15 protein-coding genes and 1 other RNA gene are annotated in these 18,897 nt (G+C 65.7%); all 16 read right to left on the bottom strand.

Annotation, left to right across the window (positions count from 1 at the left end; all coding sequences use genetic code 11):
• Positions 1-41: 41 nt before the first annotated feature.
• The 16 genes from ftsA to rnpB all read right to left on the bottom strand — a co-directional run bounded on the left by ftsA (position 42) and on the right by rnpB (position 18,603).
• Entirely contained in the window at positions 42-1,355 is a 1,314-nt protein-coding gene (gene ftsA, locus LOC54_RS03675; RefSeq protein WP_279312479.1) for a cell division protein FtsA, read from the bottom strand.
• The gene (locus tag LOC54_RS03670) at positions 1,352-2,341 is read right to left on the bottom strand and encodes a cell division protein FtsQ/DivIB (RefSeq protein WP_279312478.1); all 990 of its coding nucleotides are present in this window, start codon (positions 2,339-2,341) and stop codon (positions 1,352-1,354) included. Before LOC54_RS03670 ends, ftsA begins: the two co-directional genes overlap by 4 nt.
• Entirely contained in the window at positions 2,341-3,300 is a 960-nt protein-coding gene (locus tag LOC54_RS03665; RefSeq protein ID WP_279312477.1) for a D-alanine--D-alanine ligase, read from the bottom strand. The genes LOC54_RS03670 and LOC54_RS03665 overlap by 1 nt, the downstream gene beginning before the upstream one ends.
• Positions 3,297-4,250, bottom strand: coding sequence for a UDP-N-acetylmuramate dehydrogenase (murB, locus tag LOC54_RS03660; RefSeq protein ID WP_279312476.1), 954 nt, complete (start codon positions 4,248-4,250; stop codon positions 3,297-3,299). Before murB ends, LOC54_RS03665 begins: the two co-directional genes overlap by 4 nt.
• Positions 4,247-5,680 (bottom strand): UDP-N-acetylmuramate--L-alanine ligase, encoded by a 1,434-nt coding sequence (gene murC, locus LOC54_RS03655; RefSeq protein ID WP_279312475.1) that lies wholly within the window; start codon positions 5,678-5,680, stop codon positions 4,247-4,249. The genes murB and murC overlap by 4 nt, the downstream gene beginning before the upstream one ends.
• Positions 5,677-6,861 carry an undecaprenyldiphospho-muramoylpentapeptide beta-N-acetylglucosaminyltransferase gene (gene murG, locus LOC54_RS03650; RefSeq protein ID WP_279312474.1) on the bottom strand — a complete coding sequence of 395 codons (1,185 nt, stop codon included), beginning with the start codon at positions 6,859-6,861 and terminating at the stop codon, positions 5,677-5,679. Before murG ends, murC begins: the two co-directional genes overlap by 4 nt.
• Positions 6,858-8,039: a putative peptidoglycan glycosyltransferase FtsW gene (locus tag LOC54_RS03645; protein WP_279312473.1), complete on the bottom strand. Its 1,182-nt coding sequence runs from the start codon at positions 8,037-8,039 to the stop codon at positions 6,858-6,860. Before LOC54_RS03645 ends, murG begins: the two co-directional genes overlap by 4 nt.
• Entirely contained in the window at positions 8,039-9,436 is a 1,398-nt protein-coding gene (gene murD / locus LOC54_RS03640; protein ID WP_279312472.1) for a UDP-N-acetylmuramoyl-L-alanine--D-glutamate ligase, read from the bottom strand. Before murD ends, LOC54_RS03645 begins: the two co-directional genes overlap by 1 nt.
• Complete coding sequence (mraY, locus tag LOC54_RS03635; protein ID WP_279312471.1) at positions 9,433-10,524, bottom strand: phospho-N-acetylmuramoyl-pentapeptide-transferase; 1,092 nt, start codon at positions 10,522-10,524, stop codon at positions 9,433-9,435. The genes murD and mraY overlap by 4 nt, the downstream gene beginning before the upstream one ends.
• The gene (gene murF, locus LOC54_RS03630) at positions 10,524-11,900 is read right to left on the bottom strand and encodes a UDP-N-acetylmuramoyl-tripeptide--D-alanyl-D-alanine ligase (protein ID WP_279312470.1); all 1,377 of its coding nucleotides are present in this window, start codon (positions 11,898-11,900) and stop codon (positions 10,524-10,526) included. Before murF ends, mraY begins: the two co-directional genes overlap by 1 nt.
• Positions 11,897-13,354, bottom strand: coding sequence for a UDP-N-acetylmuramoyl-L-alanyl-D-glutamate--2,6-diaminopimelate ligase (locus LOC54_RS03625; protein ID WP_279312469.1), 1,458 nt, complete (start codon positions 13,352-13,354; stop codon positions 11,897-11,899). Before LOC54_RS03625 ends, murF begins: the two co-directional genes overlap by 4 nt.
• A gap of 5 nt (positions 13,355-13,359) precedes the next feature.
• Positions 13,360-15,285, bottom strand: coding sequence for a penicillin-binding protein 2 (locus tag LOC54_RS03620; RefSeq protein ID WP_279312494.1), 1,926 nt, complete (start codon positions 15,283-15,285; stop codon positions 13,360-13,362).
• 113 nt (positions 15,286-15,398) lie between these two features.
• Positions 15,399-16,337 carry an ABC transporter permease gene (locus LOC54_RS03615; protein ID WP_279312468.1) on the bottom strand — a complete coding sequence of 313 codons (939 nt, stop codon included), beginning with the start codon at positions 16,335-16,337 and terminating at the stop codon, positions 15,399-15,401.
• Positions 16,334-17,353 carry a 16S rRNA (cytosine(1402)-N(4))-methyltransferase RsmH gene (gene rsmH / locus LOC54_RS03610; RefSeq protein ID WP_279312493.1) on the bottom strand — a complete coding sequence of 340 codons (1,020 nt, stop codon included), beginning with the start codon at positions 17,351-17,353 and terminating at the stop codon, positions 16,334-16,336. The genes LOC54_RS03615 and rsmH overlap by 4 nt, the downstream gene beginning before the upstream one ends.
• 50 nt (positions 17,354-17,403) lie before the next feature.
• Positions 17,404-17,868, bottom strand: a complete 465-nt coding sequence (gene mraZ, locus LOC54_RS03605) for a division/cell wall cluster transcriptional repressor MraZ (protein WP_279312492.1) — start codon at positions 17,866-17,868, stop codon at positions 17,404-17,406.
• Positions 17,869-18,200: 332 nt separating this feature from the next.
• Positions 18,201-18,603: RNase P RNA component class A (gene rnpB / locus LOC54_RS03600), an RNA gene on the bottom strand.
• Positions 18,604-18,897: the final 294 nt, after the last annotated feature.

The raw sequence follows: 18,897 nt of genomic DNA, 5'->3' as shown, positions 1-18,897 counted from the left end.
AATGCAAAGTTAATGGTGCCATACACGCTGCCGGGAATATCTTAAACCCATTCTCTGACTGCGGACACAAGTTTATTCAGGAATCCGGCAGGTTTCTGTGGTGGTGTATCGATGTCACCGAACGGACGCCTGGCGGAGGCGGCCCACATCAGCAGGCCGGTTGTCGTGGCGAAGCTGGCGGCGGCACATTCCGCGGGCAGGCCCGGGATGCCTGCGGGGCGCCCGAGGCGGACCGGGCGGTTGAGGACGCGGGCGGCGAGGGAGCCGGTTCCGTCCAGCAGCGATCCGCCGCCGGTCAGGATCACGCGCCATCCTGCGGTGCCGCTGAATCCGGCGCTGTCGAGGCGGTCTCTCACGAGTTCGAAGGTTTCTTCCACGCGCGGGCGGATGATGTCCCCCAGGGCGGACCGGGGCACGGCTTCGTAGCCGGGCTGGGCGCCGCCTGCGCGTTCGATGCGGATGGTGATGCCGTCATCGGTTTCGGCCGAGAGATCGGCGTGGCCGTGCATGGTCTTCAGGCGTTCGGCGTTTTCCAGCGAGGTGCCCAGACCGCTGGCGATATCGCGGGTGACATGCTGGCCGCCGATGCTGATCTGGGCGGTGTGGACGGGCAGGCCTTCCGAGAATACGGCGATCGAGGTCGTGCCGCCGCCCATATCGATCACGATGGTTCCGATCTGCCGCTGATCCTCGTCCGTTACGGAGAGACCGGCGGCCAGGGGGGCGGAGACCAGGGCGTCGAGCGAGAGTTCGGCGCGTGAGATGACGGAGTCCAGCGTGCGCAGGGCTGTGGAGGCGGCGTCCACCACGTGCATCCGGGCGCGGAGCTGATCGCAGACATGGCCGCGCGGGTCTCGCACGCCGTCGGTTTCGTCGACGGCGAAGTCGAGCGGGAGGGTGTGGATGACGGCGCGGCCTTCTGCCCGGGCGTTCATGCGGGCTTCGGAGACGATGCGGCTGAGATCGCCTTCCGTGATTTCCCTGCCGCCGACCGGCCAGTGGACGTTGAAGATCCGGCTTTCGGGGTGTCCGGCGGAGAGATTGACGACCACGCTGTCGAGGCTGCGGGCGGCTTCCCGTTCGGCATTGCCGACGACGGTTCTGATGACGGCTTCGGCGGCGCGCAGATCGACGATGGCGCCGTGTCTGACGCCGTCTGATCTGAGCCATCCGTGGCCCAGGACCTGGAGACGGCCATCGGCCTCGCCCCGGCCGATCAGGCAGGTGATTTTCGTGGAGCCGATATCCAGCGCGCCGAAAACGCCCGGTCGCCAGAGGCGTGCGGGGCTGCTGCCTTCCGAGGCACGGGTCGTGCGGGATTTGCCGGGAAGGCCTGGGGAGCGCAGTCTGATCATCCGGCGCGTTGCTCCTCTCGGGGCTGGTCTTTGTGTCTGCCCGCTGCCGGGGGCGGAGCGGGGTGTCCGGGGCGGGAAGGCTCCGCTGCCGCGGGGTGTCCTGCGGTGCCGGCGGATGGCGGGGTTCCGTCTTTCTGCCTGTCCGTATCTTTATCTTTTCTGTCGGTATCCCGGACGGCCTGCGGTTCTGCCTGGGCTGATTTCTGGATGGTCAGGCGGTCGGGGAGGCGCAGATCGATCTGTTCGACGGGAATATCGAGCAGTTTCATGTCCCGGTTGAGTTCGGAGAGGCGTTCCAGGGCGGGGGTTTCCTCTGCTTCGGGCAGGAGAATCCGCGTTCCATTTTTCATGAGCAGGGTCCAGCGGCGCTGGCTGACCAGGGTGGCGGCGGTCATGTGATCCCGGATGTCCGGCTCTTTTTCCAGGGCGTCCACCAGGGTGGCGGCTTCCTTGTTGGCACCGGCTCCGACGAGGAGCGGGAGATGCAGGAAGGCTTCCGCGTCCTTACCCTTGACGGTCTGGTCCGGGAGCGGGTCTCCGTTGCGGTCGATCAGGATGAATTGCCGGTCATGCTGCCAGATGGCGAAGGGCGGGCGTTCCGTGATGGTGACGACGATCTGTCCGGAGAATTTTCTTTCCACGCTGGCATGGCTGACGAAGGGGATCTGGCTGATCCGGTCGTGGGCGGCGTGGGCATCGAATTCGAGCAGCGGATCTCCGACCGTGATTCCGAGGGCTTTGCGGATGGCGTCGTCGCCTGCCAGCTTGTTGCCGGTGATGGTGATGGACGTCACTTTCAGGGCCAGGCGGGAGTCCATTCCCGATCTGAGGGAGGGCATGACCTTCTGGACCCCGCCGAATGCGTAGAGCGCTCCTGTTCCCGCTCCGAGGACGAGCAGGAACGCGCCGGCCTGAAGCGCCCGTCTGTGACGTGAGGCGAACAGTCTGAGCGGCGAGGGGCGCTCTCTCGGGGGGGGCTGGTGCATTACAGTCCGGTTCCGGCCAGCATCACCAGACGTTCGCACAGGTCTTCGTAGGAGATGCCGCAATATGCTGCCTGCTCGGGGAGCAGGGAGGTGGCGGTCATGCCGGGCTGCGTGTTGACTTCCAGGATCACGAGGCGGCCGGAGCTGCCGTCCGTGAGGGTGTCGTCATAGCGGAAATCGGTTCTGGAGGCACCGGCGCAGCCGAGGGTGCGATGGGCCTCGACCGCGATGCGGCGGGCTTCGGCGAAGATATCGGCGGGGATCTCTGCGGGCAGCACGTGGCGACTGCCGCCGGCCTTGTATTTGGCGTCGTAGTCATAAAAGGCGGCGGAGGCGTCGGGGGTGATGTCCGTGACGGTCAGGGCGTGCGGGACGCGGCTTTCGTCTTCGAGCACGCCGACGGTGATCTCGCGTCCGGGGATAAACTCCTCTGCGAGGATCTGCGGGCCCCATGTCCAGGACCGTGCGATGTCCGCACGCCGGTTGTCTCCCTTGCGCAGGATGGAGACGCCGACGGAGGAGCCTTCGCTGAGCGGTTTGACGACATAGGGCAGCGGCAGGGGATCGGAGGTTTCGAGCTCGTCGGGGGTGACGAGCGTGCCGCGGGCCACCGGGAGACCGGCGGCCTGGAAGAGCTGTCTTGCCGCGTTCTTGTCCATGGCGACGGCGGAGGCGCGGATGCCGGAATGGGTGTAAGGCAGGCGCATCCATTCTAGGATGCCCTGGATTGATCCGTCCTCTCCGAAGCGGCCGTGCAGGCCGTTGAAGACCACGTCGGGCTTCTGCTCCTGCAGTCCGGCGACGATGCGGTCCAGGGGCTGGCCCGCGTCCAGCTCCGAGACATCGTATCCGCGGGCACGCAGGGCGCGGGCGATGCCCTGTCCGGAGGACAGGCTGACCTCGCGTTCGGAGGAATATCCGCCCAGCAGGACAGTGATGCGGCGGGGGGAGGTGGTCATGGCGAGGAGGTGCCTGCGGATGCGGGGAGACCGAGACGGCGGATTTCCCAGTGGAGATCGACGCCGGAGGCAGCGCGCACTTTTTCCCGGACGAGGTCGCCCAGAGTTTCGAGATCGGCTGCGGTGGCGTCGCCGGTGTTGATGAGGAAGTTGCAGTGTTTTTCGCTGACCTGCGCGCCGCCGTTCTGCAGACCGCGGCATCCTGCGGCGTCCACGAGCTGCCAGGCGCTGAGGGAGCTTTCGTCCGGCGCGGGGTTGCGGAAGGTGGAACCGCCGGTGCGGGCGCGCACGGGCTGTGAGTCCTCCCGGGCCGAGCGGATTGCGTTCATGCGGGCCGTGATCCCCGCGGGATCTCCGGCCGTGCCGCGCAGGCGTGCCCTGATGACGATGGCGCCGGGCGGGAGGCGTGAGGTGCGGTAGCTCAGCCCGGCTTCGGCTGCGGTCAGGCGTCTGAGGCTGCCGCTGCCGTCGATGATCTCCACCCAGTCGAGGATGTGGGAGATGTCCGATCCGTAGGCCCCGGCGTTCATGAACACCGCGCCGCCAAGGGAGCCGGGGATGCCGACCAGGAATTCCAGTCCGGCGATGCCGTGTGATGCGGCGGTTTCCGCGATCGTGACGTCGAGCGCGGCGGCACCTGCGATCAGGGCGTCCTCTCCGTCGGGGGTGATGTCCGCAAAACCGCGTGCGAGGCGGATGACGATGCCCCTGATGCCGCCGTCGCGGATGATGACGTTGGAGCAGGCGCCGAGGATCGTGACGGGCCATTCATGCGTCAGCTGTCTCATCAGCCGTGCGAGGTCGTCCGTATCTGCGGGCTGCACGTAGTATTCCGCAGGGCCGCCGACGCGGAACCAGGTGCGCGCGCCGAGGCCGTGATTGCGGGAGATTTTCCCCCGGATGCCGTCAAATACGGCCGGGAGCGTGTCTGTTTCCGCCGCTGCGGTCATGCCGCGCGGCCGCCTGTCCGGGAGGACTGCAGGGCGGCCAGTTCTTCCGGCAGGGACTGGGCCCATGTCGTGATGGTGCCTGCGCCGAGGCAGATCACGTAGTCGCCCGGCTGGGCGATGGCGTTGATCATTTCCGCGAGCTGCGCCGGATCGCTCAGGGGGACGACGGAGCGGTGGCCGCGTGCGCGCAGGCCCTCGATCAGGGCATCGCGGTCCACACCTTCGATCGGGTCTTCTCCGGCGGCGTAGACATCGGCGACGATTACGGTGTCCGCGTCGTTCATGCAGGTGCAGAATTCGCTGAACAGGGTCTGCAGGCGGGAGTAGCGGTGGGGCTGGACCACGGCGATGACGTGTTTTGCCCCGGCCTGGCGGCCTGCGTTGAGGACCGCGGCGATTTCCACGGGGTGGTGGCCGTAGTCATCGATGACGGTGACGCCGCCGGATTCTCCGGTGCGGGTAAAGCGGCGCTTGACGCCGCGGAAGGAGGCGAGGCCTGAGCGTATGGTCGCATCGTCGATATCCATTTCCACGGCGACGGCGATGGCGGCCAGGGCGTTCTGGACGTTGTGGTTTCCGAGCATCGGCAGGCGGAAGGGACCGGCGCGCCGGGAGTGGCGGCGGGTGCGGTCCGTGATCTGCACCTCGAAGGTTGCGCCCAGCTTGTCCGTGATGACTTTCTCGGCGCGGATATCGGCCTGCGGGGAGAAGCCGTAGGTGATGATGCGGTGATCCGAGAGCTGGGGGATCATTTCCTGCACGGCGGGATGATCGATGCACAGCACGGCGAAGCCGTAGAACGGGACATTGGAGACGAACTGGCGGTAGCCCGCTTCCATCGCCTCTTTGGTGCCCCAGTGATCGAGATGTTCGGGGTCCATGTTCGTCACGACAGAGATGACGGAGGGCAGACGCAGGAAGGAGCCGTCGCTTTCGTCGGCTTCCACGACCATCCACTCGCCTTTGCCCATGCGGGTGTTGGTGCCGTAGGCCTCGATGATGCCGCCGTTGATGACGGTCGGGTCCAGCCGTGCGGCTTCCAGCACGGCGGCGACGAGGCTGGTTGTGGTGGTTTTGCCGTGCGTGCCGCCGACGGAGACGGACCAGCGCAGGCGCATCAGCTCCGCCAGCATCTCGGCCCGGCGGACGACGGGAATCAGGCGTTCGCGCGCGGCGAGCACTTCGGGATTGTCGCGCCCGACGGCGGTTGAGATCACGACGACCTGGGCATCACCGAGATGTGCGGCATCGTGGCCGACCGAGACGGTGATTCCGGAGGCGCGCAGACGGCGGACATTGGCGTTTTCGGCCATGTCCGATCCCTGGACCTTATATCCCAGGAGATGCAGCACCTCCGCGATGCCGGACATGCCGATCCCGCCGATCCCGACGAAATGGATGGTGCCGATCGACAGTGGCAAGGCTCTCATGGGTGCTGCTCCGGTTGTTTGATTCGGGGGGAGCCCTCGGGCGGTTCGGAAAAGGAGAAGCCGGAATAGGCTGCGGAATACCAGGAAGGCAAGCACTCTTCGACCAGATCGGCGAGTGCGGATGCGGCGTGCGGCAGGCCCAGCGCGGCGGCGGCTGATGCGGCGGTGGTCAGCCCGTCCGTGTCTGTCAGGAGGGCGGACAGGGTTGAGGTGAGGGAGGCGGCCGTGAAATCCTTCTGCGGGACCATCAGGGCCGCGCCTTCCCGGACCAGGGCCTGGGCATTGGCGGTCTGTTCATCATTGGCTGCGGATGGCAGCGGCACGAGGACGGAGGGGCGTCCGGCGACGCATATTTCCGCCACGGAGGAGCCGCCCGCCCGGCCGATGACCAGATGTGCCCGGCTGAGCTGTTCAGCCACGTCGCTGAAGAAGGTTTCCACGCGGGCCGTGATTCCGGCTCCGGCCCAGGCGCTGCGGACGCGGTCGAGGTCTTCGGCGCGGACCTGCTGTGTGATTTCAAGTCTGGCGCGCAGGGTTTCCGGAAGTGCCGTGACGGCGGCCGGGACGACGTTGGAGAACACGCGTGCGCCCAGCGAGCCGCCCCAGACCAGCAGGCGGATGGTGTCTGTCGGGGGGATGTACGGTTTTCCCGTAAGCTGCGCGATGGCCGGGCGGACGGGCATGCCGGTGATCCGGATGCGGGCTTTTGAGGGCAGGCCCTTTACGTCGGCGAAGGAGGTTGCGATTCCGTCTGCATAGCGGGCGAGAAAGCCGTTGGCCTTGCCCGGCACGGCGTTGCCTTCATGCAGGATGACGGAGGGGCGGTTTTTTCCGGTGAAGGCGGCTCCGAGCACAGGGGCGACGGAGGGGTATCCGCCGAAGCCTGCGACAGCGACGGGGCGGATATGGCGGATGAGCCTGAGGGCCTGCCAGGCGCCGGAGCTTAATGCCAGGCCGCCTCTGAGGGCGCGGACGGGGCCGCGTCCGGCGACGCCTGCGCCGGGGAGGACGAACTGCTGTCCGTGGGAGAAGATTCCGCTGCTGCGCTGTCCGGCCCGCTGGTCCGTCATCAGCGCCAGGGTCCATCCGCGGGCGGCGAGTTCCTCTGCCAGGGCTTCTGCGGGGAAGAAATGTCCGCCGGTTCCGCCGGCGGCGATCACGATGGTACCGCGGGATTTCATATCGTGCTTCTCCGGCTGAGATCGTCGGGTCTGATATCTGATTCGGGCAGGAAGCGTGACAGACCGCTCGGGCGCTGCTGGTTGCGAGTGAGGGCCAGGAGCAGTCCGATGGTCAGTGCGACGGACATGGCGGAAGATCCGCCATAGGAAATGAACGGCAGCGTCATGCCTTTTGTGGGGATGAGATGCAGGGTGGAGGCCATGTTGACGAAGGCCTGCAGGCCGAAGCCCGTCACGAGGCCGGTTGCCGCGAGGATGATGAACGGATCGTCGCTTTTGACGAGACGCAGCAGGGTCCGCACCACGATCATGGCGAACACGCAGATGATGAAGGCGCAGATCAGCATGCCGTATTCCTCTCCCGCGACGGCGAAGACGAAGTCTGCGTGGGCATCGGGCAGCAGGTCTTTCACGCGGCCTTCACCGGGGCCGCGTCCTGTCAGACCGCCATTACCGAAGGCGCGCAGGGCGGTGTCGATCTGGTAGTGGTCTCCCTTGTCCGGGTGCAGGAAGCGCTCCACGCGGGAGTGAACATGCGGGAAGAGGAAGAAGGCGCCCACGCCTGCCGCCGCGACGCCGCCTGCGGCTGCGCCGACGAGGAAGAGGCTCAGTCCGTCCACGAAAAGCTGTGTGAGGAACACGGCGGTGATGACCGTGAGCATGCCGATATCGGGCTGGGATTTCAGCAGGAACAGGATGATGGCGTAGACCCCGACGGCGGCGATGATGCCGGAGAACGCGCCGGAGAGGCGGCGCTGCGTCAGGAGCCAGGCCGTGAGGATGGCGAAACAGGGCTTGAGGAATTCGGAGGGCTGGACGGACATCAGCGGCAGAGCGATCCAGCGCCGTGCGCCTTTGATTTCCATGCCGTGCACGAGGGTCATGGCGGTGGCGGCGATGGCGATGACCGAGCCGATGATTCCGATGCGTGTGGCGGCCTTGCGGGAGAGCATGGACAGGCCGACGACGATTGCGCCTGCGAGGGCGAGGAAGACCACCTGCTTGAAGATGAACATATTGCGCGAGGCGCCGATACGGACGGCCACGGCCGGGCTTGCGGCCAGCATCAGGATATAGCCGAAGCCGATCAGGATGCCGGTGCAGATGAGCGTGACGTGATCGACACTGCGCCACCAGCGGCCGGAAAGAGAGGTGTCTATGCGCGACGGAGGCGCCATCAGCCCGGGTCTCCCGCAGATAAGGGGTTCTGGTCCTCCAGAGTGCTCACAAGACGGGCAAAATAATGGCCGCGTGCCTCAAAGCCTGAAAACTGATCAAAACTTGCGCAGGCGGGGGAGAGGAGCACGACGGGTGCGTTCAGTTTTTCCGCGGCGGCAAAGGCGGCCGGGACGGCGTGATCGAGATTTTCCGCGATGTCGTAAGCCACGCCGTGTGCCCTGAGTGTTTCCGCGAGCAGCGGGGCGTCCCGGCCGATCAGGAGGGCTTTTGCGATGCGGGGGAAATACGGGATCAGATCCTCGATTCCGCCGGCTTTGGCCAGTCCGCCTGCGATCCAGACCAGCCGGTCGTAGCATCCCAGGGCGCGGGAGGCGGCATCGGCATTGGTGGCCTTGCTGTCGTCGATGAATGTGATGCCGCTGATGACGGCCACGCGTTTCTGGCGGTGGGGCAGGCCGGAGAAGCTCTGTACTGCGGCGGCGATCGTTGCGTCGGAGATGCCGAGGAAGCGGGCCATTGCGATGGTTGCGGCGATGTTTTCCGCATTATGCGCGCCCGGAAGTGCGGGCGGCTGCGGGACTGACAGGCCGTTATGGTCCCGGATCGTGGCGGCTTTGCAGAAGATGTCCGCGTCCTGGTCCTCTCCGGTGATGTATTGCGTGCGGATGCCGCGTGCGCTGAGGGGGGCTGCGATCTCGCGGGTCCAGGGATCGGATATCCCGCAGACGGCGAGGGAGCCCGGGGTCATGCGGTCGAAGATATGGGCCTTGGCGCGGGCATAGCCGTTCATGTCGCCGTGGCGGTCGAGGTGATCTGGCGTCATGTTCAGCAGGCAGGCCGTGTCGAAATGCAGGGTCTGCAGCCGTTCGAGCATGTAGGACGACATTTCCAACACATAGACGCCGGTATCGGGCAGCAGGGGCAGGAACAGGGCTGCGGGGCCGAGATTGCCGCCTTCCGCGACCGGGATACCGGCTGTGCGCAGTGTGTGGGCGAGCAGGGAGGTTGTGGTCGATTTGCCGTTCGTGCCGGTGATGCCCGCAAAGCGCGCTTTCGAACCGCTTTTCCGCACGGCTTCGAAGAGCAGTTCCGCGTCCGACAGAACCGGTATTCCGGCGCTGAGGAAGGCGGCGGCCAGCGGGTGCGGTTCGGGCAGGAGATGCGGGATGCCGGGGGAGAGGATGAGCGCATCGAACCCGGCGGAGGGGTCGGGCTGTACCAGGGTGACGTTTTTGTGGCCGTCTTTCAGATGGGCGCGTCCGGCCTCATTGTCGTCCCAGGCGGTGACGTCTGCTCCCATATCGGCCAGGGCGCAGGCTGCGGCCCGGCCGTTGCGGCCGAGGCCGAGGACGGCATAGCGTTTTCCGGACAGGAGATCTGCGGGGAAGCCGGTCATCGGATTTTCAGCGTGGCGAGGCCGCACAGGCCGAATATGATGGCCACGATCCAGAAGCGGACGACGATCTTGGGTTCCTGCCAGCCTTTCTTTTCAAAATGGTGATGGAGCGGGGCCATCAGAAACACGCGCCGTCCGGTGCGTTTGAACCAGAACACCTGGATGATGACGGACAGGGTTTCGATCACGAAGAGACCGCCGACGATGCACAGGACGAGTTCGTGTTTCACGGCGACGGCGACGGCTCCGAGTGCGCCGCCGAGCGGCAGGGAGCCCGTGTCTCCCATGAACACGGCGGCCGGAGGGGCATTGAACCACAGGAAGCCCAGTCCGGCGCCGACCAGTCCGGCGCAGAAGATCGCGAGTTCTCCGGTTCCGGGGACGTAGTGCAGCTGGAGATAGTCTGCGAAGACGTGGTTGCCGACGAGATAGGCGATCAGGGCGAAGACGAAGGCGGCAATGACGACCGGCACGGTGGCCAGTCCGTCCAGCCCGTCTGTGAAGTTCACGGCATTACCGAAGCCTGCGATGGTGACCATTGCGAAGATCGGGAAGGCGAAGCCGAGCGGGAGCAGGAAGTCCTTCACGAAGGGGAAGGCGACCTTATTGGCCAGTTCGGGCGGCATCAGGGACTGCAGCCACCATCCGGCGATGAGGGAGGCGGTGAATTCGCAGCCCAGGCGGACGCGTCCGGAGACGCCTGCGGTGTTGCGGCGGGAGAGCTTGAGATAGTCATCCGCGAAGCCGACCGCGCCGAATGCGCCGGTGATGAACAGCACGGCCCAGACGAAGCCGTTCTGCAGATCGGCCCAGAGCAGGGTTGAGGCGAACAGCGCGAGCAGCATCAGCGCGCCGCCCATTGTCGGCGTGCCTGCTTTTTCCAGGATGTGCCGTTCGGGTCCGGAGGCGCGGATCGGCTGGCCTTCGCGCTGGATGCGTCTGAGTTCGCGGACCAGGGGATTGCCCAGCAGCAGGCCGATCAGAAGCGCGGTCAGGCAGGCTCCGCCGGCCCGGAACGTGATATAGCGGAACAGGTTCAGGAAGGTGGTGTGACCCAGCGCGTGGTGGGAAACCAGCAGATACAGCATCAGGCGGGCGCTTCCGTCGTCTCTAGGGCGGCAATGATATCTTTCATCCGGCTGCCGAGGCTGCCTTTTACGAGCACGGCGTCTCCGGGGTGAAGGGCAGCTCTTACAGCAGGGGCGAGGTCCCCGGAAGCGGGAGACCAGGCGCCGCGCAGGGCGGGGGGCAGGGCGTCGAACAGGAGTTTCATGTGCCGGCCGCAGCAGAACACCTTGTCTGCGACGGCTTCGACCGGTTCCCTGAGGGAGAGGTGTTCGGCATCTGCGAAATCGCCGAGTTCGCGCATGTCGCCCAATACGACGATGCGTCTTTGTGCGGGGATGACGCCGAGCACGTCGAGCGCGGCGCGGATGGCGGGCACCGAGGCGTTGTAGCTTTCATCCAGGAGGGTGACGCCGTTCATGATGCTGCGGCGGCTGCCGCGTCCGGCGCCCGGGAGGAAGTCATCCAGCGCAGGAGCGGCTTTTGTGCCGTCTCCGCCTGAGGCGATGATAGCGGCCAGCGCGGCGAGGGCGTTGCGGGCGAGGTGGCGGCCGGGTGCGGGGAGGCGGACGGGGTAGTCCCGGCCCGCGATGCGGGCGGTGAAGGCGGAGCCGTCTCCGGTCTGGGCAAAACCGGTCAGGAGGGCCGTGCTGTCCGGCTGTTCTCCGGCTTTCCACAGCGTGGCTCCGGCTCTGGCGGCGGCCTGTGAGAACAGCGTCTGTCCGACGGCGTCATCCGGGACGATTGCGGTGCCGCCGGGGAGGAGTGCGTCGATGACAGCGGCTTTTTCTTCCGCGATGGCCTCGATACTGCCCATATGGCCCAGATGCGCGGAGCCGATGGTGGTGATGACGGCCGTGTGCGGCCGGCACATGGCGGCGAGCGGTGCGATCTCTCCGGGGTGGTTCATGCCGATTTCGCTGATGCACCACTGTGCGTCGCGTGGCATGCGGGCGAGGGTGAGGGGGACGCCCCAGTGATTGTTGTAGGAGGCGACGGCGGCGTGGGTTCTGCCCAGGGCGGAGCAGGCGGTGCGGAGCATTTCCTTGGTAGTTGTTTTGCCGACGCTGCCGGTGATGGCGATCAGATGTCCGGAGAAGCGTGCGCGGGCGGCCCGTCCGAGGGCCTGCAGGCCTGCCATCGTGTCCTGCACGAGGAGGATGCGCGGATCGGAGGAAGCCAGGGCGTCATGGCTCATGACGGCGGCGGCTCCCTTTTCCAGGGCGATTGCGATGTGGCGGTGTCCGTCCGATGCGTCGCCCCTCAGAGCGATGAACAGATCGCCGGGCGAGAGGGTGCGGGTATCGATGGAGATACCCGAGACGGCGATGTCACCCGGGCCGGTGAACCGTCCTTCCGTGGCGGTTTCGAGTTCGTCCCGTGTCCAGAGCACGCTCATGCCGCCAGTTCCCGCAGGACCTGCGCGTCGTCAAACGGATGGATTTCGGAGCCGATGATCTGCCCCTGCTCGTGTCCTTTTCCTGCCAGAAGCAGCACGTCTCCGCTGCGGAGCATCGACAGGGCTTCTGCGATGGCCTTGCGGCGGTCTCCGATCTCGATCGCGTCCGGCGCGCCTGCGAGCACGTCCTGGCGGATGGTGCGCGCGTCCTCGTTCCGGGGGTTATCGTCCGTGACGATCACCAGATCGGCGTAGTCCGCTGCCGCGCGGGCCATGAGCGGGCGCTTGCCCCTGTCGCGGTTTCCGCCCGCGCCGAAGAGGACGATCAGCCGTCCCGTTGCGTGCGGGCGCAGGGATTTCAGCACGCGCTCCAGGGCGTCGGGGGTGTGGGCATAGTCCACATAGGCGGCGGCTCCGTCCGGCAGGCGGAGTACGCGTTCCATCCGACCGCGCACGCCCTCCAGGCGGGGCAACAGCGCGAGGATGTCTTCGAGACGGCTTTCATCCGTGGCGGCGAGAGCGACGGCGAGCAGCACGTTGTCGGCCTGGAAGCGCCCGGGGAGTTTCAGGGCGACCTCTGTGGTCCGTCCGCCGATGCCCAGGCTCAGGATCTGCCCGTCCGGCTGCGGTGTCTGTTTCAGGAGGCGGAGCGTGGTTCCGGCCTCTCCGACCAGGCGAAGGGTCTGTCTGCGTGCTGTGGTGATGCGGCGGATGGCTCCGAGTGTTTCGGGGTCCATATCGGCCCAGGCGGCCACCAGTCCGCCTTCGGGCAGGAGCGTATCGAGCAGGCGGAGCTTGGCCTTACGGTAGTCCTCAAGGCTGCCGTGATAGTCAAGATGATCGCGTGTGAGGTTGGTGAAACCTGCGGCTGACAGCGTCACGCCGTCCAGGCGCTGCTGGTCCAGCCCGTGGGAGGAGGCTTCCATGGCGACATCCGTCACACCGGCGGTTTTCAGCGCGGCCAGGCCGGAGGCGAGCGTGACGGGGTCCGGTGTTGTCAGGGACGGGAAGCTGACCGGCAGGGGCATGTCCGGTTTAAGGCCGAGCGTGCCGAGGCTTACGGCCTTATGGCCCTGCAGCATCATGATCTGGCGGAGAAAATCGGCGGTGCTGGTTTTGCCGTTCGTGCCGGTGATGGCGACGATACGTCCGGGCTGTGGTCCGGCGAAGGCGGCGGCGAGCAGGGCCAGGGCGTGACGCGGGGCATCGCTGCGGATGGTCGCGACGCCTTCGGGCACGGTGGCGTCGGGTGTGGTGAGGATGGCGGCGGCCCCTGCGGCGCAGGCGCGGGGGATGTAGTCCCGCCCGTCGGACTGCGTGCCGGGGATGGCGGCGAACAGCATGCCAGGCGCGCAGGTTCTGCTGTCTCCGGTCAGGCCCGTGATTTCAGGGTCCGATCCGTGAGACATCGTGAGTTGCTGGGGGGTTTTCGCGAGGAGGTCGGACAGGCGCATGGCGGTCATCCTGGCTGTGCGGGGGCAGCGGCGGCGGCTGTCCGTCCGGGTTTTCCGGCCCTGGCGGGCTGTCTGTTGCGCGGATCTCCCGGATCGTTGCCCGGTCCGAGTGCGCGGTAGCCCCTGGGCACCGGCGGGGACAGGGGGATGGCGAGTTTCGCGTCGATTTCCGCCGCATGGGCCGTGTCAGGGAAGATCTGCAGCATCGGTCCGACGCGGGTGATGATTCGCGATACGGTCGGGGCGGCGTTCCATGCGGCGGTTGTCCAGCCGTGGGTTTTCGGTGTCGCATGGGGGCTGTCGAGCATGACATAGACGGCATAGCGCGGGGCGTTCATCGGGAAAATGCCGGTGAAGGCCGAGATATTTACGTGTTTGAGATAGCCGCCATGCGGGCCGATCTTTTCCGCCGTTCCGGTTTTCCCGCCGACGAAATAGCCCGGGGATTCGGCGGTTTTTCCGGTTCCTTTCACCACGTCGAGGCGCAGGATGCGGCGAAGCAGCGCGGAGTTCTCGGGAGAGATGACCCGTGTTCCCACGGGTGTGGCGGCGGACGGGGCGGGAGCCGGGGAAGAGGAGGCAGCGGTGCTGCCGGATTCTGCCGCCTTTCTTTCCGCGAGCTGCTGCAGCGGGGTTGCGTCTTTTTTCGGATCTTCGTCCGTCCTGTCCTCATCGGAGTCTGCGGCCAGCAGGGTCGGTCTGACGAGGATACCGCCGTTCACCGTGGCGGCGGTGCCGCGTACGATGGCGAGCGGGGGTTCGGCCACGCCGTGTCCGAAGCCTACGGTCATGACGGTGGAGATGCCCCAGTTGCGGATTGCGGGGAAGATGGGGCGTCCGGCCTCTGGCAGCTCGATGGGTACGGGCGAGAAAAATCCCATGTTCCGCAGCCATTCTCTCTGTCTTTCCCCGCCGACATCCAGCGCGATATGCGCGGCGGCGGGGTTGGAGGAATAGGCCATCACTTCGGTCAGGCTGAGCCAGGGCGAGAAGTGATCGGTTTTCAGATCGGAGATGGTGAACCGGCCGATATGGATCGGAATGGAGGAGAAGCGGTCCCAGATATGGGCGACGCCGAGCTGGAGCGCCATGGCGGCGGTCTGCAGCTTGAAGGTTGATCCGGGTTCGTACATGCCCGTCACGGCGCGGTTGAAGCGTTCGTCCGGCGTGGCTTTCTTGAAGTTGTTGGCGTCGTAATCCGGCAGGCTGACCATGGCGATGACCTCGCCGGTATTGACGTCCATGACGATGGCGCTTGCGCCGATCGGCTGGAATTCGTCCTTTGCCTTTGCCAGTTCCTCGCGCACGACGCCCTGAACGCGCACGTCGAGCGAGAGGCGGAGCGGGGCGTGGCTGGAGGTCAGGCGCTGTTCGAAAAACCGCTCTACGCCGGCGATGCCTTTGTCATCAATGTCCACTGCGCCGAGCACGTGTGCGGCGGTCAGGCCCAGGGGATAGTGTCTGCGCTCGCTCGGTTCGAAGTAGATCCCGGGAATTCCGAGATTATTGATGGCGACTTCCTGAGCGGGCGTGATGTCGCGGGCGAGATAGACGAACTGCCGGTGCGGCATGGAGAGGCGCCGGACGGTTTCATCCGGGTCGAGTGAGGGCAGGACGGTCCGGAGTTTCTTTGCGATTTCCTCAGGATTTATGAGTTCCTGGGGGTTGGCGTAGACCTGGGCGACCGGCAGGGAGATGGCCAGTTCCTGTCCGTTGCGGTCGATGATCGAGGCGCGCCGGATCTGCGGCAGGCTGAGATCTCCGGCTCTGGAATCTCTCGGATCTATATGGGGGATTTCCGGGACCAGGGGCTGGATCTGGTGCGGTTCGGGCGCTTTGGGATTGAGGATCGTGGCGTAGGTCAGTTTCAGGGCGACGGCTGCATAGACAGCGCAAAATCCGGCTGCCACACCGAGCAGCCGGACATACATTTTTTCCCTCCGGGCCCGCTCCCTCAGTTCAGGCAGCGTGACACGGACGTTCTGTTCTCCGGGTGGAGGCGACTCTCCTGACGGACCCGTCATCTGTATCTGCCGGGCTCAGATCAGTTGGAAAGAGGAACGGGCGGCGGCAGCTCGTCGCTGAGTGAGGACCGTCCGAGCAGGGAACGGCCGCTCTGCATGGAAGCGGAGGCCAGTGTTGTCGAAGCCGTGCGGACCGGACGCCAGGCGGCCACGCGGGTGACGGGCAGGCTTGCCGTGCTGCGCACATGCGTGACGGATGCCAGTTCTGTCGGAGCTGCCTTTATCACGCTGTCAGGATGACGTTCGGCCTTGCGGGCCGATACGGCGGCCTCGGTATGGCGCGGCTGCGGCGTGGCGTCAGCCAGCTGCATGGCACTGCGCGCGGCATGGTGCGGCAGCTCGGCCGGGACAGGTTTTGCCAGTGCGACGTGAACGGGCTCATGACGCAGCTCGGGCAGACGGGAGGTGTCTTCCGCGAGCACGGCCGGGTGCACCGTGTGTCGTACTGCCGGGGTGACAGAGGCGGGTGCGACGGGGGTCGCTGCTGCGGATGCCAGAACCACGGCCGGGCGCGGTATTGCCGGACGGGGCGTGATCTGCCGTGCGGCCACGACCTGAATGGGGTGCTCCGCGTGCGGCTGCACGGGCTGCGGGGCGGCGGAGGCGAGGATGGCTGCTTCCGTTGCGGGCGTTTCGGTCCGGGACGGTGCGTGCACGCTGCGGCCTGCATCCGGTGCGGGGAGGCGGGAGGCCAGATCGGCCTGGCGCACGAACTGTGACGGCTCCATGGGCTGGAGATCCGGCGTGAAGCGTGCGGCCAGTCCGGTCAGGCGGTCCGGCTGGTTCAGCAGCGCCCATTCCGTGCGGAGCATGGCGGTCTGCTGCCGGATATGCTGCGTGTTGTGCACGATATCCGTTATCTGACGATCCAGCAGGGTTGTCTGGTGCTTTTTGGAATACAGGAACAGACCGGACAGACCCGCAGAAACGGCGCAGAGTATTGTAAGGGACCTCATCATCGGTCGGTTTCCTGTCGTGAGAAAGTGCTGTTACCCTGAGTGCGGGCGGCCGGGTCTGTGTGGCGGAGGAGGGCGCGCAGTCTGGCGCTTCGTGCGCGCGGGTTGCGTGCGCACTCCTCTTCCGAGGGGCGCACCGCGCGCCGCGAGAGCAGCGTGAACGGTGCGAGGGGCGGTGCGGAGAACGCACCGGGATTATGGCGTGACGGCGTCGGGGCCGTTCCGGCGGCCTTTGCGAAGGCGCGCTTGACGATCCGGTCTTCCAGAGAATGGAAGGAGACGACCACGATCCGTCCGCCGGGCGCGATCAGATCGAAGGCGGCGTCCAGTCCGCGCTCGATTTCTCCCAGCTCGTCATTCACCGCGATGCGCAGCCCCTGAAAGCTGCGTGTTGCGGAATCGATGCCGGAGCGGTCTGCCGGAACGACGGACCGGATCAGCTCCGCCAGACGGAGGGTCGTGCGGAACGGCTCGTCGGCGCGGGCGCTGACGACGGCCTTTGCAACGCGGCGTGCGTGACGCTCTTCCCCGTAAAAATGGAAGATGTCCGCAAGTTCTTTTTCAGACGCGGCATTCACCAGATCTGCGGCTGATTCCCCTTCGCTGCCCATCCGCATGTCCAGCGGGCCGTCGGCCCGGAACGAGAAGCCGCGATCGGCCTCATCGATCTGGAAGGACGAGACGCCGAGATCGAGCACGATGCCGCTGACGGAGGACAGCCCGGTCCCGCGCACCAGTTCGTCCATGCTGCCGAAGGTTCCGTGCAGCATGGTCAGGCGAGGCAGGCCATCGGGCGTGCTGCCGTATCCTGCGGCCAGATCCTGTCCGCGGCTGATGGCGGCCGGATCACGGTCGATTCCCAGAACGCGGCATTCCGCGGCGGCGAGGAAGGAGCGGGTATAGCCGCCTCCGCCGAATGTGCCGTCGACATAGATTTCCGCATCTGCCGGATTCAGGGCTTCGAGAACCTCGGCCAGCATGACCGGGATATGCCCTGGATCGTGTCCGGCGCGTGACATGAGGTCTGCGAAGGCCGGAGCGGGACGGGGCGGGGCAGAGGACATGGCGTTCATCCTTCTCCGCCTTTCTGTGCCGGGAGCGTCACGCGGCGGGAGCGCTGGCGTGCTTCTGCCACGCGCTGCTGTGCGGCGGCGGGTTCCCATATCTGGAAGATGCGTCCCAGACCCATGAAGGTGACGCTGTCGGAAAGACCTGCGTGTTCACGCAGGAAATCCGGAAGGATGATCCGTCCCTCCCGATCGGGATCAAGGGGGTAGGCGTCCGCATACAGCGCTGCGGCCAGGTCATCATGTTCATCCGAGAACATGCTGAGCTGGTCCAGCGGCTGCGCCAGCCGGGCGAAGGCCGTTGCCGGCCAGGCCTCGATGCAGGGCTGCGTATGGGACGGACGCAGGATCAAGAGAGACTCACCTTCTGTTGCCTGAGCCCGGAGCACTGAGCGGAACCCGGCCGGAATCGAGACGCGTCCCTTGGCGTCGAATCGATTCTGGTGTGTGCCGAGAAACACGCTCACCGCTGACAGGCCCTTCATGGCAGGGGTTATGGGGACAGAAATACCGCGAACTGCTTAAACTTGGGTTATCATGGGATTTTATGGGACGTCAAATGAACACAGGTAGAAAACAGCAGAAAACCGGGAGAAATGATCTGTTTACAAGTATCTCCATGAAAAATATGTCATTTCAGAGACTGTGATTAAAAGAACTTATGATCTGTATTTGTTCTTATTTTGTTCTTTATCCTGAGAGCAGACTCGGAAATGTCCATAAAATCCCATGACGATGTCCCATGGCATCCCATATCCGGCCGGTATGCCGCGGGGTGTGAAAAAGGGGAGGGAGAGGGTGTGCCAGACGGCCTGTAAGCCGGGTTCTGTACGGGTCCGTTTCCGGACCGCGACGGTCATTCCTCTGGGACGTGTCTTGCGACACGCCTCGCGCGACCAACCCGGACGACGGGGCGGGAGACCCCCCCGGAAGTGCGGCGGACCGCCTTCCTGTCGTCCCTATTCGGTCTTGCTCCCGGTGGGGTTTGCCGTGCCGCCGCCGTTACCGGAAGCGCGGTGCGCTCTTACCGCACCGTTTCACCCTTACCTTCACTCCAGTCTGCACCGGGCGGGAAGGTGGTCTGTTTTCTGTGGCACTTTCCCTGAGGTCGCCCTCGCCGGCAGTTAGCCGGCACCGTTCTCCCATGGAGCCCGGACTTTCCTCCATTCCCGCAGGGGAACAGCGACCGTCCGGCCGTCTGGCGGCGTGACCTTGCGCAGGTCGTGGCGGAAGCGTCAAGTCTGCGTATGTGGTTTACCCGGATGATTTCCCTGTGGCAGCCTTTTCGGGAGGCCTGGTGAGCCTGATCTGAGAAGCCGCTTCTGCGTGTGGTTTCGGAGGCGGCGAGGAGGCCCCGCAGCATCATTCTTTTGTGTATGGCGGCCTGCATGCTGCCCTGAGCTGTTATCCCTGTCCGCCTAGCAGCCTGTCGGGTTGGGCATTTTGCGGATCATAGGGCTGAGGCTGACCTGTCTTATGCTGCGTGAAGCCGTGCC

This window comes from Acetobacter sp. AN02, assembly GCF_029759835.1.
In the GTDB taxonomy this organism is placed as follows: Bacteria; Pseudomonadota; Alphaproteobacteria; order Acetobacterales; family Acetobacteraceae; genus Acetobacter.
Note: the sequence above shows the minus strand (reverse complement) of the source record. Positions and strands in the feature narration are given on the sequence as shown.

Coding starts and splice junctions, on each gene's coding strand:
- LOC54_RS03625 (WP_279312469.1), bottom strand. CDS start 13,354: ATGCGCCTGTCCGACCTCCTCGCGAAAACCCCCCAGCAACTCACGATG.
- LOC54_RS03620 (WP_279312494.1), bottom strand. CDS start 15,285: ATGTATGTCCGGCTGCTCGGTGTGGCAGCCGGATTTTGCGCTGTCTAT.
- LOC54_RS03645 (WP_279312473.1), bottom strand. CDS start 8,039: ATGGCGCCTCCGTCGCGCATAGACACCTCTCTTTCCGGCCGCTGGTGG.
- LOC54_RS03615 (WP_279312468.1), bottom strand. CDS start 16,337: ATGATGAGGTCCCTTACAATACTCTGCGCCGTTTCTGCGGGTCTGTCC.
- murB (WP_279312476.1), bottom strand. CDS start 4,250: ATGACCGCAGCGGCGGAAACAGACACGCTCCCGGCCGTATTTGACGGC.
- mraY (WP_279312471.1), bottom strand. CDS start 10,524: ATGCTGTATCTGCTGGTTTCCCACCACGCGCTGGGTCACACCACCTTC.
- murC (WP_279312475.1), bottom strand. CDS start 5,680: ATGAGAGCCTTGCCACTGTCGATCGGCACCATCCATTTCGTCGGGATC.
- murD (WP_279312472.1), bottom strand. CDS start 9,436: ATGACCGGCTTCCCCGCAGATCTCCTGTCCGGAAAACGCTATGCCGTC.
- ftsA (WP_279312479.1), bottom strand. CDS start 1,355: ATGATCAGACTGCGCTCCCCAGGCCTTCCCGGCAAATCCCGCACGACC.
- rsmH (WP_279312493.1), bottom strand. CDS start 17,353: ATGTCACGCGCCGGACACGATCCAGGGCATATCCCGGTCATGCTGGCC.
- LOC54_RS03665 (WP_279312477.1), bottom strand. CDS start 3,300: ATGACCACCTCCCCCCGCCGCATCACTGTCCTGCTGGGCGGATATTCC.
- murF (WP_279312470.1), bottom strand. CDS start 11,900: ATGAGCGTGCTCTGGACACGGGACGAACTCGAAACCGCCACGGAAGGA.
- murG (WP_279312474.1), bottom strand. CDS start 6,861: ATGAAATCCCGCGGTACCATCGTGATCGCCGCCGGCGGAACCGGCGGA.
- LOC54_RS03670 (WP_279312478.1), bottom strand. CDS start 2,341: ATGCACCAGCCCCCCCCGAGAGAGCGCCCCTCGCCGCTCAGACTGTTC.